The 15,753-nt window shown below is 72.4% G+C and carries 15 protein-coding genes; 9 read left to right on the top strand and 6 right to left on the bottom strand.

Annotated features, from left to right (window positions below):
* Positions 1 to 59: 59 nt before the first annotated feature.
* Complete coding sequence (locus tag B086_RS0123605) at positions 60 to 824, bottom strand: Clp protease N-terminal domain-containing protein (RefSeq protein WP_018568905.1); 765 nt, start codon at positions 822 to 824, stop codon at positions 60 to 62.
* A gap of 150 nt (positions 825 to 974) precedes the next feature.
* On the opposite strand from B086_RS0123605, the gene B086_RS0123600 reads away from it, so the two are divergent.
* On the top strand, positions 975 to 2,195 hold the full coding sequence (locus B086_RS0123600; RefSeq protein WP_018568904.1) for a DUF2786 domain-containing protein: 1,221 nt from the start codon (positions 975 to 977) through the stop codon (positions 2,193 to 2,195).
* A 110-nt stretch (positions 2,196 to 2,305) separates the two neighbouring features.
* On the opposite strand, the gene B086_RS0123595 is transcribed toward B086_RS0123600, so the two are convergent.
* Together B086_RS0123595 and B086_RS0123590 are read right to left on the bottom strand one after the other, a co-directional pair.
* Positions 2,306 to 2,875, bottom strand: a complete 570-nt coding sequence (locus B086_RS0123595) for a DUF4232 domain-containing protein (RefSeq protein WP_018568903.1) — start codon at positions 2,873 to 2,875, stop codon at positions 2,306 to 2,308.
* A 125-nt stretch (positions 2,876 to 3,000) separates the two neighbouring features.
* A complete protein-coding gene (locus B086_RS0123590; RefSeq protein ID WP_018568902.1) occupies positions 3,001 to 3,624 on the bottom strand; it encodes a hypothetical protein in 624 nt (207 codons plus the stop codon).
* 386 nt (positions 3,625 to 4,010) lie between these two features.
* On the opposite strand from B086_RS0123590, the gene B086_RS0123585 reads away from it, so the two are divergent.
* Positions 4,011 to 4,280 carry a DUF397 domain-containing protein gene (locus B086_RS0123585; protein WP_018568901.1) on the top strand — a complete coding sequence of 90 codons (270 nt, stop codon included), beginning with the start codon at positions 4,011 to 4,013 and terminating at the stop codon, positions 4,278 to 4,280.
* Between the two features lie 158 nt (positions 4,281 to 4,438).
* Here the strand turns inward: B086_RS0123585 and B086_RS40585 are convergent, their stop codons facing one another.
* Positions 4,439 to 4,981 (bottom strand): ATP-binding protein, encoded by a 543-nt coding sequence (locus tag B086_RS40585; RefSeq protein WP_078510003.1) that lies wholly within the window; start codon positions 4,979 to 4,981, stop codon positions 4,439 to 4,441.
* Positions 4,982 to 5,352: 371 nt separating this feature from the next.
* Here B086_RS40585 and B086_RS0123575 point away from each other — a divergent pair, with 371 nt between their 5' ends.
* From B086_RS0123575 to B086_RS0123555, 5 genes are all read left to right on the top strand, one after another.
* Complete coding sequence (locus B086_RS0123575) at positions 5,353 to 6,177, top strand: helix-turn-helix domain-containing protein (RefSeq protein ID WP_051115905.1); 825 nt, start codon at positions 5,353 to 5,355, stop codon at positions 6,175 to 6,177.
* An 87-nt stretch (positions 6,178 to 6,264) separates the two neighbouring features.
* Entirely contained in the window at positions 6,265 to 7,725 is a 1,461-nt protein-coding gene (locus B086_RS0123570) for an aldehyde dehydrogenase family protein (RefSeq protein WP_018568898.1), read from the top strand.
* A 175-nt stretch (positions 7,726 to 7,900) separates the two neighbouring features.
* A complete protein-coding gene (locus tag B086_RS0123565) occupies positions 7,901 to 8,560 on the top strand; it encodes a PadR family transcriptional regulator (RefSeq protein ID WP_018568897.1) in 660 nt (219 codons plus the stop codon).
* A gap of 84 nt (positions 8,561 to 8,644) precedes the next feature.
* Positions 8,645 to 9,604, top strand: a complete 960-nt coding sequence (locus tag B086_RS0123560) for a daunorubicin resistance protein DrrA family ABC transporter ATP-binding protein (RefSeq protein ID WP_018568896.1) — start codon at positions 8,645 to 8,647, stop codon at positions 9,602 to 9,604.
* Between the two features lie 20 nt (positions 9,605 to 9,624).
* Positions 9,625 to 10,404, top strand: a complete 780-nt coding sequence (locus B086_RS0123555; RefSeq protein WP_018568895.1) for an ABC transporter permease — start codon at positions 9,625 to 9,627, stop codon at positions 10,402 to 10,404.
* Positions 10,405 to 10,441: 37 nt separating this feature from the next.
* Here B086_RS0123555 and B086_RS0123550 read toward each other — a convergent pair whose 3' ends face one another.
* Positions 10,442 to 11,734, bottom strand: coding sequence for an ion channel protein (locus B086_RS0123550; RefSeq protein ID WP_026252697.1), 1,293 nt, complete (start codon positions 11,732 to 11,734; stop codon positions 10,442 to 10,444).
* A 132-nt stretch (positions 11,735 to 11,866) separates the two neighbouring features.
* On the opposite strand from B086_RS0123550, the gene B086_RS0123545 reads away from it, so the two are divergent.
* Together B086_RS0123545 and B086_RS0123540 are read left to right on the top strand one after the other, a co-directional pair.
* The gene (locus tag B086_RS0123545) at positions 11,867 to 12,628 is read left to right on the top strand and encodes a MerR family transcriptional regulator (RefSeq protein WP_018568893.1); all 762 of its coding nucleotides are present in this window, start codon (positions 11,867 to 11,869) and stop codon (positions 12,626 to 12,628) included.
* 245 nt (positions 12,629 to 12,873) lie between these two features.
* Positions 12,874 to 13,935: a DedA family protein gene (locus tag B086_RS0123540; protein ID WP_018568892.1), complete on the top strand. Its 1,062-nt coding sequence runs from the start codon at positions 12,874 to 12,876 to the stop codon at positions 13,933 to 13,935.
* Positions 13,936 to 13,958: 23 nt separating this feature from the next.
* Here B086_RS0123540 and B086_RS0123535 read toward each other — a convergent pair whose 3' ends face one another.
* Positions 13,959 to 15,734, bottom strand: coding sequence for a threonine/serine ThrE exporter family protein (locus tag B086_RS0123535; RefSeq protein ID WP_018568891.1), 1,776 nt, complete (start codon positions 15,732 to 15,734; stop codon positions 13,959 to 13,961).
* Between the last annotated feature and the right edge of the window lie 19 nt (positions 15,735 to 15,753).

Raw genomic sequence — 15,753 nt, 5'->3', positions numbered from 1 at the left:
CCTGTGGACGGACGGAACTCAGGAGAACCCGAGAACCGGCGGGCCCGCCGACCCTTCGCTCAGGCCGGCCCGTCCTGTGTCTCGCCGGACGGGGCCGCCGGTGCTTCGCCGTCCGTCAGGAACTCCGCCAGGAGGCGGGTGACGAACTCCTCGGCGCGTGCCTTGTCGAGGCCGAGGCCGCTCAGCGGGCCGTCGCCGTTCTCCTGCTCCAGGAGGGCGAGCAGGATGTGCTCGGTGCCGATGTAGTTGTGACCGAGGCGCAGGGCCTCGCGGAAGGTGAGTTCCAGGGCCTTCTTGGCGGCGGGGCCGTAGGGGACGAGGTCGGGTGCGTCGGCGGACGCCGGCGGCAGCGCGGCGGACGCGGCCCGCCGGACCGCCTCCAGGGTCACGCCCTGCTCCTGGATCGCCTTGGCGGCGAGCGCCTCCGGCTCGCTGAGCAGGCCCAGGACCAGGTGGGCGGGCAGTCCCTCGGTGTTCCCCGCGGACGTGGCCGCCTCGTGCGCGGCCATGACGACCTTCCGCGCGCGGGCCGTGTAGCGGCTGAAGCCCTGGCTGGGGTCGAGATCGGCGGACTCCTTGGGCACGAACCGCTTCTGCGCGGCCTGCCGGGTGACGCCCATGCTCGCGCCGATGTCGGTCCAGGAGGCGCCGGAGCGGCGGGCCTGGTCGACGAAGTGCCCGATGAGGTGGTCGGCCACCTCGCCCAGGTGCTCACCGGCGATGACGGCGTCCTGGAGCTGTTCGAGGGGTTCCTGGTGAGCGTTCTTGATGGCCGAGATGAGGTCGTCGAGACGGACCGTCGACCGGATGCTGGGGTTCGTCATGTGTCAACCGTAGGTTGACAGTGGAGGGGTGTCAACCTCGGGTTGACATGAGCCTCGGCGGCTCCGCCGCCCGCTGGCGACCGCCCGCTGGCCGCAGAGTTGTCCACAGGCTGTGGACGGCCGGTCGGCCCGACGTGGCACGATCGGTCCGTGACCCGTACGACCAGCTCCACCGACCCTTCCGGCCGTCCCGGCCCCTCCGGCCCCTCCGGCCCCTCCGGCCCCTCCGGCCCCTCCGGCGCGTCCGACGCGTCCGGCGAACCCGGGGCCGTCGTCGACCGCGCCCTCCGGGCCGCCCTCTACGCCGCCTCCGACGACGCCCTCGACACGGGCGCCTCGCTGCTCGCCGCCGCCCCCGCCGCGGACGCCGAACTCGACCGGCGCGGCGAGGAGTTCGTGGCGGTCGCCTGGCAGCGGGGCTGGCAGCCCGCCGACGTGGTGCGGATCGTGGGGCGCGAGCTGGGCGAGGAGCACGTACGCCTCGCCGTCTCGCTGATCCGCGCCCAGGCCCGGCACGACGGACCGCGCGGGCGGCGCTGGACCGCCCAGCTCGACGAGCTGACCGCCACGGCGCCGGGCCGGGCCGACCGCTTCTCGTACGCCACCGCCGTGCTGGAGCTGTACCGCCTGCTGCTGCGGCTGCCCGCGCTGGAGCACCTGGACGAGGCGGCCGGACCGTCCGCGGCGGCGGCGCCGGGAGCCGAGTCCCGGATGCTCGGCCGGATCCGCGCGCTGCTGGCCAAGGCCGAGGCGACCGGGTTCCCGGAGGAGGCGGAGGCGCTGAGCGCCAAGGCGCAGGAGCTGATGGCCCGGCACAGCGTCGACGAGGCGCTGCTCGCCGCCCGTGCTCCCGCGCCCGACGCGCCCGGTGCCTGCCGGATCGGTGTCGAACCGCCGTACGAGCAGGCCAAGGCCGTACTGCTGGACGCCGTCGCCACCGCGAACCGCTGCCGCGCGGTGTGGAACGAGCCCCTGGGCTTCTCGACCGTCGTCGGCTTCGAGGCCGAACTGGAGGTGGTGGAGCTGCTGTACACCTCACTCCTCGTGCAGGCCACGACCGCCATGGCGAAGGCCGAGGCGGCGCAGCGGGCCGGCGGACGCAAGCGGACCAAGACCTTCCGGCAGTCCTTCCTGGCCGCCTACGCCCATCGCATCGGCACCCGCCTCGCCGCTGTTGCCGAGACCCAGATCACCGAGGACCTGCTGCCGGTCCTGGCGAGCCGGGACGTCGCGGTGGGCGACCGGCTGGACCGGTTGTTCCCGGAGACGACGACCACCCGGCTGCGGGGGGTGAGCGACGAGGCGGGATGGACGGAGGGCGCGCAGGCGGCCGACCGGGCGCAGATGAGATCCCGCCGCCGACTGGACTGAACCCGGCTGCCCGGCTGCCCGACCAGTCCCGGACGGCCGGTCTCGGCTGTTCCCCGCGCAGTCCTCCGGGCAGTCCTCCGGGCAGTCCTCCGCCGGTCGGGCCCGGTTCGTCAGTCCCCCGCCTGCTGGAAGGCCGTCACCGACGCGTCCGGCTCGCTCGCGTCCTTCTTGCCCTGCACCGGGCCGTAGGACCACTTGGAGTCGAGGGCGTCGGCCGCACCGGGCAGGGCGATCTTCAGCGAGGTCGCCGCGAGGCTCTTCCCGTCGCCCTCCTTGCCCCGCACATAGGTCAGGGTGAAGGACGCGGTGCCGCCCTTGGCGAGGGTCAGCTTCTGCGGCTGGCCCGCCTCGTCCGGCTTCACGGTCGCCGAGGTGCTCCCGGCGGCCAGGGTGACGGTGGGGAAGCCGTCCAGGGTGCACTGGGCGCCCCGGTTGGTGAGGGTGACCGGGACGTCACCCGTGTCACCGGCGGCGGGCGCGGCGTTGGCGGGGCCGACCTGGAGCCCGACCTGGCCGATACGGCAGGCGGAACCGGCGGGACCGGCCGAACCGGCGGAGCCGGCTGAACTGTCGGTGTTCTTGCTGCCCGTGTCGCTGTCGGAGCCGCTGCCGCCGCTGTCGCAGGCGGTGAGGAGAAGGGCCGCGGCTACGGCGGTGACGGTGAGGGGAATGGCGCGCATGTGCTGCTTCCTCGGGTCGTGACGATGCTCGACGATCATCACGTACGAGCGGGCCGCGCGGTTGCCCGCCCCACCCGCCTCGGACGTCGCGGACCGTGCGGGGCCCCCGCGGGTCTCGCGGACGCTCAGGAACCGCTGCTCGCCGTGGGCAGCCCCGACGGTAGCGCCCCGCCCTCGGCCCGTGTGTAGGTCTCCTTGCCGAGTCCACCCTCCCAGGTCACCCGGAGCGTGGTCTTGTTGACGGACTCGACCGTGCCCGCCGACCGCGCCTTGCACGCGTCCAGGCGGATCACGTCCTCGCCCGCCTGTCCGGTCGCGGTCCCGGTGCACGTGGTCCGGTCGGTGGAGAACAGGGCCGCCTGACGGCCGGTGATGATGAGCACCACGGCCTTGCCGCCGCTGGTGGTGAGCCAACTGCCGCTCAGCGCGGCGTCCGTGGCACCCGCGCCCCCGCCGCCCGTACCTCCGCCGCCCGTACTCCGGCCGCCCGTGGCCGACGGCGTGGCGCCAGCGGAGACATCCGCCTTGGCACCCCCGGCACCCGAGTCTCCACCCTCACCCCCGCCCCCGCTGCTGCAAGCCCCCAGCACGAACGCGCCCAACAGTGCGACGGCACCGACCCGCACCGCCACGGCCGTTCGCACCACCACGGCCGTCCTGTTCGCCGCCGTGGCCGCCGTGGCCGCCGTGGCCGCCGTGTCAGTCCTGGCCGCCTCGACCGCCTCGCCCGCCTTGACCGTCCTGTTCACCGAGCTCCCCCAACCTGGCAGCGGTCGTCCGGCAGCCTGCCGGTGCACCACCGGCAGGCTATCGGGTCACGTTCACGCAACCCCCTCGCGGAGGCGGAACACCGCGGGCCTCCCGTGCGTCTTTCCTGGAGTGCACGTGTCAGTACGGGCGCGCAGTACGGGCGCGCCCGGCGGACGGACAGGGCACGGGACGCGCATGCCCGGTCCGTCCGGGGGCAAACGCTGCATCAGCTTCGGTAAAGCGCTCGTCAAAGCTGTAACGGCCGCACCACTCCGCGTGCACGTGCATCTGCTCATGCACCTGCACATGAACAAGGTTATGATCCGGATCAGTTGACCGATGCATCAATGGCCATACCAGCCAGTGCACCACCGGGGAGCGACCTGTGAACCACGACGTCGAGGGCGTGTACGGGGAGTGCGACGTGTACAACGGCATGGCGGCCGAACGGCTGCGAGGGGTGGCCTGGCAGAAGAGCCGGCACAGCAACTCACAGGGCTCGTGCGTGGAGTTCGCGCGGCTGCCGGGCGGGGACGTGGCGGTGCGGAACTCCCGCTTCCCCGACGGTCCCGCGCTCGTCTACACGCGCGCGGAGATAGAGGCCATGCTGCTGGGCATCAAGGACGGCGAGTTCGACCATCTGATCGTCGGCTGACGAAACGAATCGCCACAGCACAGGGCAGGGGCTCGCCGCACCGCGGGGGCGCGGACCCGGGAGGGCGGACCGGTCGCCACGTATCCCGTGACGCGCGGGGAAACGTACCCCGTGACGCGCGTAGAACCGCGGCGTCGCACGACGCCGCGGCCGGTTCCTCAGATCAGGGGGACGGCCGGTGCGGCCGTTGCGGCGGGCGCGATCGGCAGGACCGGTGCAACCGGTGCGACGGGCCCCAGCCGGAACAGCGCCCAGACGACCTTGCCGCCCAGCGTGCCGGCCAGCGGATGCCAGCCCCAGCCGTCGCTGAAGGAGTCGACGAGGAACAGCCCCCGGCCCGACTCGGCGGAGAAGTCGTCGCTCTCGCGGGCCACCGGGCTCTCCCGGCTCGGGTCGCGCACGGCGCACACCAGCCGTTCGGTCCAGTGCATCAGATGCAGCCGCACCGACGGGCCGTGGTCGCACGCGCGCGGTCCCGGCGCGTCCGGCAGCGCGTGCCGCAGGGCGTTGGTGACCAGTTCGGAGACGACCAGGCAGACATCGTCGAAACGCTCGCCCAGGTCCCATCCGTCGAGAGTGGCGCGGGTGAACCGCCGCGCCTCGCGCACGGCTTCGAAGCGGGCGGGCAGAGCGCAGGAGGCGGCATCGCACACGGCGGAGGGGTCCAGTGGCGGAAGGCCCTGCCGTAACGGCTGGAGCATGGTCGATCCATTCGTCCCCATGCGAGGCACTCCCGGGAAATCGCGATCGTTGCGATGCATTGGTCATTGCGATGCAGCGGTGGCGCGAGACCATGGTTTCGGATGCGTACAGCAGATGCAAGGGCAGATGCACGTGCACGTGACCGAATTGAACCCTCCCGTACCGCTTGCTAGCCATTTTTTCCGCCATCTTCTCGACCGGCGGTTGCCTTCTTCTCGCCTCTCGCTGTGCGCTTTCTGCGATCTCTTTCCGTTTCCGTAATCATGCGAGTACTGCTCGAAGTGTTTTAGTGGCAGACTGCGGCTCTTGAAGACGGTTGGGGAGGCTGGCGAACGTGAGCGCGGGAGAGCCCGGATCGGTGGTGCGGCGCATGCTGCTCGGCTCGCAACTCAGGCGGCTGCGGGAGGCACGGGGGATCACGCGGGAGGCGGCGGGCTACTCGATCCGCGCCTCGGAGTCGAAGATCAGCCGGATGGAGCTGGGCCGGGTGAGCTTCAAGACCCGTGACGTCGAAGACCTGCTGACGCTGTACGGCATCACGGACGGCGCCGAGCGCACCTCGCTCCTCTCGCTCGCCAAAGAGGCCAACGTCGCGGGCTGGTGGCACAGTTACTCCGACGTCCTGCCCAACTGGTTCCCCACCTATGTGGGCCTGGAGGGCGCGGCGTCGCTCATCCGCGTCTACGAGGTGCAGTTCGTGCACGGCCTGCTCCAGACCGAGGCGTACGCCCGCGCGGTGGTCCGGCGCGGGATGCAGGGCGCGAGCGAGGCGGACGTGGAGCGCCGGGTCGCGCTGCGCCTGGAACGGCAGAAGTACCTCGTCTCCGAGAACGCGCCGGAGCTGCACATCGTCCTGGACGAGGCCGCCCTGCGCCGCCCCTACGGCGACCGAGCGGTCATGCGCGGCCAGTTGCAGCACCTGATCGAGTTCTCCGAGCGGCCCAACGTACGGCTCCAGGTCATGCCGTTCAGCTTCGGCGGGCACGCCGGTGAGTCCGGTGCCTTCACCATCCTCAGCTTCCCCGAGTCCGATCTGTCGGATGTCGTCTATCTGGAGCAGCTCACCAGCGCCCTCTACCTGGACAAGCGCGAGGACGTCGCCCAGTACGAGCGGGCGCTCAAGGAGCTCCAGCACGACAGCCCCGGCCCGGACGAGAGCCGCGATGTGCTGCGGGGGCTGCTCCAGCTCTCCTGAGCCGTCCCGGTTCGTCCCCAACTAGCCCCGCCCGCGCGTACGATGACGTTCGATCAGACAGCGAGCGCCTGGGATACGAGGGGTCACATGTCGTCCTACTTCACCGACCTGGCACGGCAGTACATCGACGGCGAGTGGCGCCAGGGCAGTGGCTCCTGGGACATCATCGACTTCAATCCGTACGACGACGAGAAGCTGGCCTCGATCACGATAGCCACCGTCGACGAGGTCGACGCGGCCTACCGCGCGGCGGCCCGCGCCCAGAAGCAGTGGGCCGCGACCAACCCCTACGCGCGCCGGCTGGTCTTCGAGAAGGCGCTGCGCCTGGTCGAGGAGCGCGAGCAGGAGATCACCGAGGTGATCATCGCCGAGCTGGGCGGTACGCACCTCAAGGCCGCCTTCGAGCTGCACCTCGTCAAGGAGTTCCTGCGCGAGTCGGTCCATCTGGCGCTGGCCCCCGAGGGGAAGATCCTGCCGTCGCCGTCCGACGGCAAGGAGAACCGCGTCTACCGCGTCCCGGTCGGTGTCGTCGGCGTCATCAGCCCCTTCAACTTCCCGTTCCTGCTGTCGGTCAAGTCGGTCGCCCCGGCGCTCGCGCTCGGCAACGCCGTGGTGCTCAAGCCGCACCAGAACACGCCCGTCGCCGGTGGCACCCTGGTCGCGAAGATCTTCGAGGACGCGGGTCTGCCCGGCGGTCTGCTCAACGTCGTCGTCACGGACATCGCCGAGATCGGTGACGCGTTCATCGAGCACCCGGTCCCGAAGGTGATCTCCTTCACCGGCTCCGACAAGGTCGGCCGGCACGTGGCCACCGTGTGCGCCGCGAACTTCAAGCGCTCCGTCCTCGAACTGGGCGGCAACAGCGCGATCGTGGTCCTGGACGACGCCGACCTCGACTACGCGGTCGACGCGGCCGTCTTCAGCCGCTACGTCCACCAGGGCCAGGTCTGCATGGCGGCGAACCGGGTCCTCGTGGACCGTTCGGTCGCCGAGGAGTTCACCGGGAAGTTCGTCGCCAAGGTGAAGTCGCTGAAGGTCGGCGACCCGCGCGACCCGGGGACGGTCATCGGCCCGGTGATCAACTCGGCGCAGGCGAACGCGGTGTCCGGCACCGTGGAGCAGGCCATCGCCGAGGGCGCGACGGCGCTGGTGCACGGCACCACCCGGGACAACCTGGTCGCCCCGTCCGTGCTGACCGGGGTGCCCGCCGACTCCGCGCTGCTCCAGCAGGAGGTCTTCGGCCCGGTCGCCTTCCTCATCCCCTTCGACGGCGAGGAGGAGGCGGTCCGGATCGTCAACGACACCCCGTACGGCCTCAGCGGCGCCGTGCACACGGCGGACATCGAGCGCGGGGTGGCCTTCGCCAAGCGGATCGACACCGGCATGTTCCATGTGAACGACGGCACCGTCCACGATGAGCCGCTGGTTCCCTTCGGCGGCGAGAAGCACTCCGGCATCGGCCGCCTCAACGGCGAGACGACCGTGGACGCCTTCACCACGGTGAAGTGGATCTCGGTCCAGCACGGCCGCAGCGGCTTCCCGTTCTGACCGGCCTGACGCCCGACCGGTCGGCTGCTCGGCCTGACGGGACCGGCCCGCTCCACCCGCCGTCCTTCCCGCCCGCCGTCCGTCCCACCGCTGTCCTGCCCTCGCCCCACCGCCCGCCGTCCGTCCGCCCGGCCCTCGCGCGGGCGGGCCGGGCGGCGGCCATAACCTGGACCGCATGTCAGCGATCCGTCTCCTGGTGCTGGGCGCCGTCCGCCAGCACGGGCGGGCCCACGGCTACCAGGTGCGCAACGACCTGGAGTACTGGGGCGCCCATGAGTGGTCCAACGCCAAGCCGGGCTCGATCTATCACGCCCTGAAGCAGATGGCGAAGCAGGGGCTGCTGCTCGCGCACGAGATCGCGCCGTCCACGGCGGGCGGCCCGCCGCGCGTCGAGTACGAGATCACGGAGCTGGGCACCGAGGAGTACCTCACGCTGCTGCGCGAATACCTCACCGCCTACGACCAGCGCCCCGACGTGCTCACCGCCGCGCTCGGCTTCATGGTCGACCTGGGGCGCGCGGAGGTCCTCGGCCTGCTGGAGAAGCGGGTGCGCAGCATCGAGGAGTGGCGCAGGTCGGTCACCGAGTACTACACCCCCGAGGAAGGCCCGGGGCAGCTCGGGCACATCGGCGAGATCATGAACTTCTGGGTGCACTCCGCCGACTCGGGCGCCGAGTGGACGCGCGGCCTCATCGAGCGCGTGCGCGGCGGGGCGTACACCTTCGCGGGGGAGGGCGAGCCGTTCCGCGGCATCCTGGCGGACGGCCAGGAGAACCCCTTCGGGACCGGACGGCCGGGAGAGGCCGGCGGTGCACCGGACCGAGAGACCCACTAATCAAGTTTGACCAACCGCCTCGGCGGCGCTACCTTCCTCCGGCAGGTACCAGTAGTCAAATTTGGCTAGCGAGGGGAGCGGCCGATGGCCGAGGCGGCGATCACCGTCGAAGGGGTACGCAAGAAATACGGCGGCAGAGGAGGGGCGTACGCGCTGGACGGGCTCCGTCTGCGGGTGGACCGGGGCACCGTCCACGGGGTGCTCGGTCCGAACGGCGCGGGCAAGACCACCCTGGTCCGGATCCTGTCCACGCTGCTGCGGCCCGACGCGGGCCGGATCACGGTGGCCGGGCACGACGTGGTGGCCGACGCCTACGCCGTACGTCTGCGCATCGGGCTGCTCGGCCAGCACACGGCGCTCGACGAGGAGCTGGGCGGCCGGGAGAACCTGGAGCTGTTCGGGCGCCTGCACCACCTGGGCGCCCGCGGGGCACGCGCGCGTGCCGGTGAACTCCTGGAGCGCTTCGGCCTGACCGGCATCGGACGCAGGCCGGTGAGCACCTACAGCGGCGGCATGCGGCGCCGCCTCGACCTGGCGGCCTCCCTGATCACCGAGCCCGAGGTGCTCTTCCTGGACGAGCCGACCACCGGCCTGGACCCGCGGGGCCGCGCCGAGGTGTGGGCGGCGGTCCGCTCCCTGGTCGGCGGCGGTACGACCGTCCTGCTGACCACCCAGTACCTGGAGGAGGCCGATCAGCTCGCCGACCGGATCTCGGTCGTCGACGCGGGCCGGGTGATCGCCGACGGCACCGCAGGCGAGCTGAAGGCGCTCGCGGGCGGCGACCGCGTCGACGTGGTGCTGCGCGACGCGGGCCGGCTGGCGGACGTCGCCGCCCTGCTGCCGCTGACGGGTGTGTCCGCCGACCCCGACCGGCGGCTGCTCAGCGCCCCGGTCACCGACCGCATGGCCGCGCTGTCCGCTGTCGTACGGACCCTTGAGGAGGCCGGTGCGGAGGCGGAGGACGTGGCCCTGCGCCGCCCGACGCTGGACGAGGTGTTCCTGCACCTCACCGGAGGGGACCACCGAGTGGAGGAGCCCGCGTGAGCACGGTCCCGAGCACAGGCATGAGCACAGGCGTCCGCCCGGGTGCCCACGCGCTGTCCGACTCCTGGACGATGACCCGGCGCGAACTGGCCCGCTGGGCGCGGCGGCCCGTCCAGGTGGCCGTCGCCCTGGTCTTCCCCGTGATGCTGCTGCTGATGTTCGGCTACCTGGTCGGCGGCGGCCGGGACGTGCGCGGCGACTACGTCGACTACCTGGTTCCCGGCATGCTCGCCCTGACCATGGCCTTCGGCCTGGAAGGCACGATGCTCGCCGTCACCCAGGACCTGAACAAGGGGGTCATCGACCGGTTCCGCGCGATGCCGATGGCCGACGGCGCGGTGCTGGTGGGGCGTTCGGCCGCCGACATGCTCCAGTCGGCGCTGGTCCTGGCCGTCCTCGTGGGCGTCGGGCGCGCGCTCGGCTGGCGGGCGCACGGCGGACCCGGCGGCCTGCTGGGCGCCCTGGGGCTCCTGCTGCTGTTCCGCTTCGCCATGCTGTGGGCGGGCATCCACCTGGCGCTGCTGGCGGGGCGGCCCGAACTGGTCCAGGCGGTGCAGATCCTGGTGTGGCCGGTGGGCTTCCTGTCCAACGCGTTCGCCGCCCCGGACTCCATGCCCGGCTGGCTGGGCACGCTCGTGCGGTGGAACCCGATGTCCCACACGGCGACGGCGGTACGGGACCTCGTCGGCGGACCGGGCGGCGAGTCCGGGCACGTGCTCCCGGCCGTCCTGTGGCCGCTCGGGCTGCTCGCGGTGTTCCTCCCGCTGGCGCTGCGCCGCTTCCGGGGCCTGAGCCGCTGAGCCGCCGGGCGGCCGCGGGGACGGTGCGGGACGGCGGTCAGCGGGCCGCCGTCCCGTCCGCGCGCAGCTGCATCTGCGGGCGGCCGGTCACCAGCAGCCAGGCGGGCAGCGAGGCGAGGCAGAGCAGGGACAGCAGGGTCGGCGAGGAGACGAGGACGGCCGCCGTGAACAGGCTCACCCAGCCCTGCCGGGTCACCGCCAGCAGCATGCCGAGCACGCCCGCCGCGACACCGAGCGCGGGTGGCACCGAGGGCACCAGGGCGTGCGCGGTGAGCCCGAGCGCGGCGCCGATGAAGACGGACGGGAAGATCCGGCCGCCGCGGAAGCCGCAGGACGCGGCGACGAGCAGCGCCGCCAGCTTCACCACGGCCATCGTCGCGAACTGCCCCGCCGTCCACTCCTCGGGGGCGCGGGCCAGCTCCGCGACCTCCGAGAGTCCCTTGAACAGCGTCAGAGGGCCGCCCAGCACGCCCAGCAGCCCCAGGACCAGCCCGCCGACCGGCAGGGCGATCATCGGGTGCCCGAGCCGGGCGAAGACCCGGTGGACGTACGGGAAGGCGTACACGGCCGCGAGGCCGAGCAGGGCCGCTGCCGAGGAGATCACGAGCGCGGCGAGCACCTGGCCCGCGTGCGGGCGGCCGAGCGGCGGCAGCCCGAGGTCGAAGGTGGGGTGGGCGACCAGCGTCGTGGTCATGGCACCGGCGGCGCCCGCGGCCAGCGGCGCGAACAGGTTGTCCCACAGCGCCCCGCGCATCGTGCGCCCGGCCAGGGCCTCGGAGATGACCAGCGCGGCGGCCACCGCGGTCCCGAACAGCGCGCCGATGGTCGCCGCCTCGGCCAGCGCGGGCCACAGCGCCCGCGGCAGCCGGGGCAGCAGCCTGCGGCCCAGCCAGTAGACCAGCGCCACGTTGGCCGCGATGATCGGGTTCTCCGGGCCGAGGCTCGGCCCGCCGGCCAGCATCAGCATCGTCGCCAGCAGCAGGCCCGGCAGCACGCCCGGCGCCACCGGGGCGGCCGACAGGCCCAGCGTGGCCGGGTCGGGGCCCGCGTGCCCCGGCACCTTCCACACCACCAGTCCGACCAGGACGCCGGTCGCGGTGAGCACGACCAGCATCCACACCGCCGAGTACCGGCCGATGCCGAGCGCGTCCGGCAGCTCCTCCCACAGGGCGCCCTGCAACCGCTCCGCCACCCCGCTCACCAGCAGGAAGAGCAGACTGCACCCGATCCCGGCGACGAGGGCGGGCAGGATCAGGGGCAGCAGCGCGCGGGCCGGTGCCGACGGTACGGCCGGTGCGGCGGCCGGCTGCCGCTCGGTGTCCTGGACCACGGGCACACGATAAGCGGGCGTATCCGGAGGAAACCGGAGGAACGCGCGCACAGCGTCCGGCGGCCGTCACGGGCTTGCACCTCACGCGGCGTGAGGACGCACCGTGGAGCGCGTACCGAGAAGGGAGCGGAAGTGGGCTACACCGTGGGCCAGGTCGCCGGTTTCGCCGGAGTGACGGTGCGCACCCTGCACCACTACGACGACATCGGCCTGCTCGTCCCGGGCGGGCGCAGCCACGCGGGGCACCGGCGCTACGACGACGCCGACCTCGACCGGTTGCAGCGGATCCTGTTCTACCGGGAGCTCGGCTTCCCGCTCGACGAGGTCGCGGCACTGCTCGACGACCCGGACGCGGACCCGCGCGCGCACCTGCGCCGCCAGTACGAGCTGCTGACCGCCCGGATCGACAAGCTACAGCGGATGGCCGCGGCCGTGGAGCAGGCCATGGAGGCACGCAGGATGGGAATCGACCTCACACCCGAGGAGCGCTTCGAGGTGTTCGGGGACAAGGACCCCGAGCAGTACGCGGAGGAGACCGAGCAGCGCTGGGGCGGCACCGAGGCGTACGCCGAGTCGCAGCGCCGCGCTGCCCGCTACACCAAGGAGGACTGGAAGCGGATCAAGGCCGAGGCGGACGCCTGGGAGGAGCGGTACACCGCGCTGGCGGCCGCCGGGGAGCCGCCGGCCGGTCCGGCGGCCATGGATCTGGCGGAGGAGCACCGGCGGCACATCGGCACGTGGTTCTTCACCTGCCCGTACGAGATGCACCGCTGCCTGGCGGAGATGTACGTCGCCGACGAGCGCTTCACGGCGTACTACGACGCGATGCGGCCGGGGCTCGCCGAGCACCTCAAGGAGGCGATCCTCGCGAACGCGGCCCGTCACGAGGGCTGACGGTCACGAGGGCGGTGGCCCGAGGGCCGGGCGAAGGGCCGGACGAGGGACGACGGTAAGGGGCGTCCGCCCATGGCGGTTGCCCCTTACGCCCGTGTCCCGGGGCGGCTGTCCGGTTCCGCCGGGGGGCTGCGCGCGGGATCCGGCGGAACCCGGGGCGTACACCATCCGTTGATACTTTGTGCGGCAGTACCCGGAGGCCGACCCGCCACCGACCGTCCTCACCCCCTCAGGAGCCCGGAACCGTGACGACGCTTGCCCTCGGCCCGAGCTGGCTGGATCCGAACTACCTGCTGGACACCTACGGCATCTGGGGGCTGCTGCTGGTCGTCTTCGCCGAGTCGGGCCTGCTCATCGGCTTCTTCCTGCCGGGTGACTCGCTGCTGTTCACCTGCGGTCTGCTGATCACCTCGCACCAGCTGGACTTCCCGCTGTGGGCGGCCGTCGCGCTGATCTGCCTCGCGGCCGTCCTCGGCGACCAGGCGGGCTACATGTTCGGCAAGAAGGTCGGCCCGTCCCTGTTCAACCGCCCCGACTCCCGCCTGTTCAAACAGGAGAACGTCGTCAAGGCGCACGAGTTCTTCGAGAAGTACGGCCCGAAGTCCCTGGTCCTGGCCCGCTTCGTGCCCATCGTGCGGACGTTCACGCCGATCATCGCGGGCGTCAGCGGCATGCGGTACCGCTCGTTCGTCACCTTCAACGTCATCGGCGGCGTGCTGTGGGGCGCGGGCGTCACCCTGCTCGGCTCCTGGCTCGGCAAGATCGACTTCGTGAAGGAGAACATCGAGGCGATCCTCATCCTGATCGTCCTCGTCTCGGTCGTCCCGATCGCCATCGAGTTCCTGCGCGCCCGTGCCAAGGCGAAGAACGAGCCGCAGCCCGCCGCCGCGGCCCCCGAGCCCGTCGCCGCCCACCAGCAGCAGTACGCGCGGCAGCCCCAGCAGCCCCAGCCGTACGGGCAGCAGTTCCAGCCGCCGGTCCTGGACGACGCGACCACCCAGCTCCGCCGCATCGAACCGCCGTACGAGCAGCAGCGCCCCCAGCAGCAGCACGCGCAGCAGCACCAGCCCCAGCCGCAGCAGCCCCAGCAGCCGTACGGCTACGACCAGGGGCAGCAGCACCCCGGCGGCGCGTACCCGCAGCAGCACCAGAACCAGCAGCAGCCCCAGCAGCCCTACGGCCACCCCCAGCAGCCGCAGCAGCCGCAGCCCTACGGCGACCAGCAGGAGCAGCAGCAGTACGACCCGCAGTACGACCAGCGGCAGTATCCGTACGACCAGGACCAGGGGTACTACCGCGCCCCCTGAGCCGCCGCGCGGCCCGGCCGGGCTCAGAAGCCCCTGGTCCGCTTGGCCGCCCGGCGGCCCGCGGCGCTGCCCGCCCCCGGCAGCCGCAGGAAGAGCCGGGAGATCTCGGAGCCGAGGTTCACCCCGATGGCGATGGCCATGGCGAGCGAGACCGCCTTGGCCAGGGAGACGAGCCCCTTGTCGATATGGCTCTGCGCGATCGACAGCAGCCCGAAGTACGTGGCGGAACCGGGCAGCAGCGGCCCGATCGCGGCCGTGGTGTACGGCAGCGCGGAGGCGAAGCGGTAGCGGGACAGCAGCTGCCCGAACAGTCCCACCAGGCCCGCGGCCGCCGCCGTGGAGGCGACCGGCGAGATACCGCCCACGTTGTGCATCGCGCCGTACACCACCCAGGCCACCCCGCCGTTGAGCGTCACCCACAGGACGGTGGACCGTTCCTGCTGGAGCAGCACGGCGAAGGTGAGCGACAGCAGCATCGACGCGACGATCTGGAGCACCGGCCGCTGGCTGCCCACCAGCGCCGCGTCCGGGTTGAGCTGGGCGCCCAGCTTCACCCCGAAGTACAGGACCAGCAGCACACCGGTGACGATGCCGACGAAGAAGTACATGACCTCCAGCAGCCGGGCCGAGGCGGTGATGTAGAAGCCGGTCAGCCCGTCCTGCACGCCCGCCACCAGCGCCCGCCCCGGCAGCAGCGCGAACAGGCCACCGGTGATGACCGCGGACGCCTTCACGTCGACGTCCGCCACCGTGAGCGCGACGCCGATCGCGGCCGGCGGCATCGCGGCGACCGTGAACTGGTAGAACTCCGGCAGCCCGCGCCCGGCGCACAGCCAGGCCAGCCGGTCGCCGAGCATCGCGCCGAGCGCGGCCGCCACGAAGACCAGCGGACCACCGCCGACGAGCACGGAGGCCGCGCCCGCCAGCAGCCCGGCGGCGCCGGTCAGCGCCCAGCCGGGGTAGGGGTGCCGGTTGCGGCGGATCTCCGCGAGGCGCCGGTAGGCCTCCTCCAGGGAGACATGGGTCTCGGGGTCGCTGAGGTCGTCGACGAGCTGGAAGACGGCCGCGAGCCGGGTGTAGTCCGTGCCGCGGCGGCGCACCACGCGGGAGGCCGACACCGGGTCGTCCACCAGGGACGGCTGGTAGGAGATGGACAACAGGGTGAAGGTGACGTTCGGCTCGCAGCGGTCCAGGCCGTAGGAGCGGCAGACCGCGAACATCGCCGTCTCCACGTCCTCGGCGCCCTCACCGCCCGCGAGCAGCAGTTCGCCGATACGCAGCGACAGGTCGAGGACGCGCGGGACGGCCGGGCCGCCCTCCTCCGCCTTGTGCACCTGCTCCAGCGCGGGCCGCTCGGTCACCGACATGCGCAGCATCGTGCGCATCCGGTCCTGCCAGGGGGCGTCCTTGGTCAGACTGACCGCCGGGGTGCCCCGGGGCGGCGTGAAGGCGTACGGCGCCTCGCGCGCGGTGTAGGTGTGCGGGGTGCTGAACGCGGAGCCCTCGGGCTCGGCGGCCGGTGCCTCGGGCACCGCCAGGCCGTCCGGCAGGGCGAACTCCGAGGTCGTCTCGGACTCGCCTGCGGGCCGGGGCGCGGCCAGACCCTGCGGGAGCGCGAACTCGGACGTCGTCGACGACTCGTTGTCGACCGGTGTCACGGCGGTCACCGGGGCCGCCCGGACCACCGGGATCAGCTGCGTCGTCTGCGTCACCGACGCCTGCGCGGGACGCGCGGCGGAGGACACGAAGTCACTCCTCGCCTCGTCCGACTGCGGTTTGCGGTCCTCCGCGTCCGTCACTGGGCAACGCTCCCTGAAC

This window comes from Streptomyces sp. PsTaAH-124 (genome assembly GCF_000373685.1).
Lineage (GTDB): Bacteria > Actinomycetota > Actinomycetes > Streptomycetales > Streptomycetaceae > Streptomyces > Streptomyces andamanensis.
Note: the sequence above shows the minus strand (reverse complement) of the source record. Positions and strands in the feature narration are given on the sequence as shown.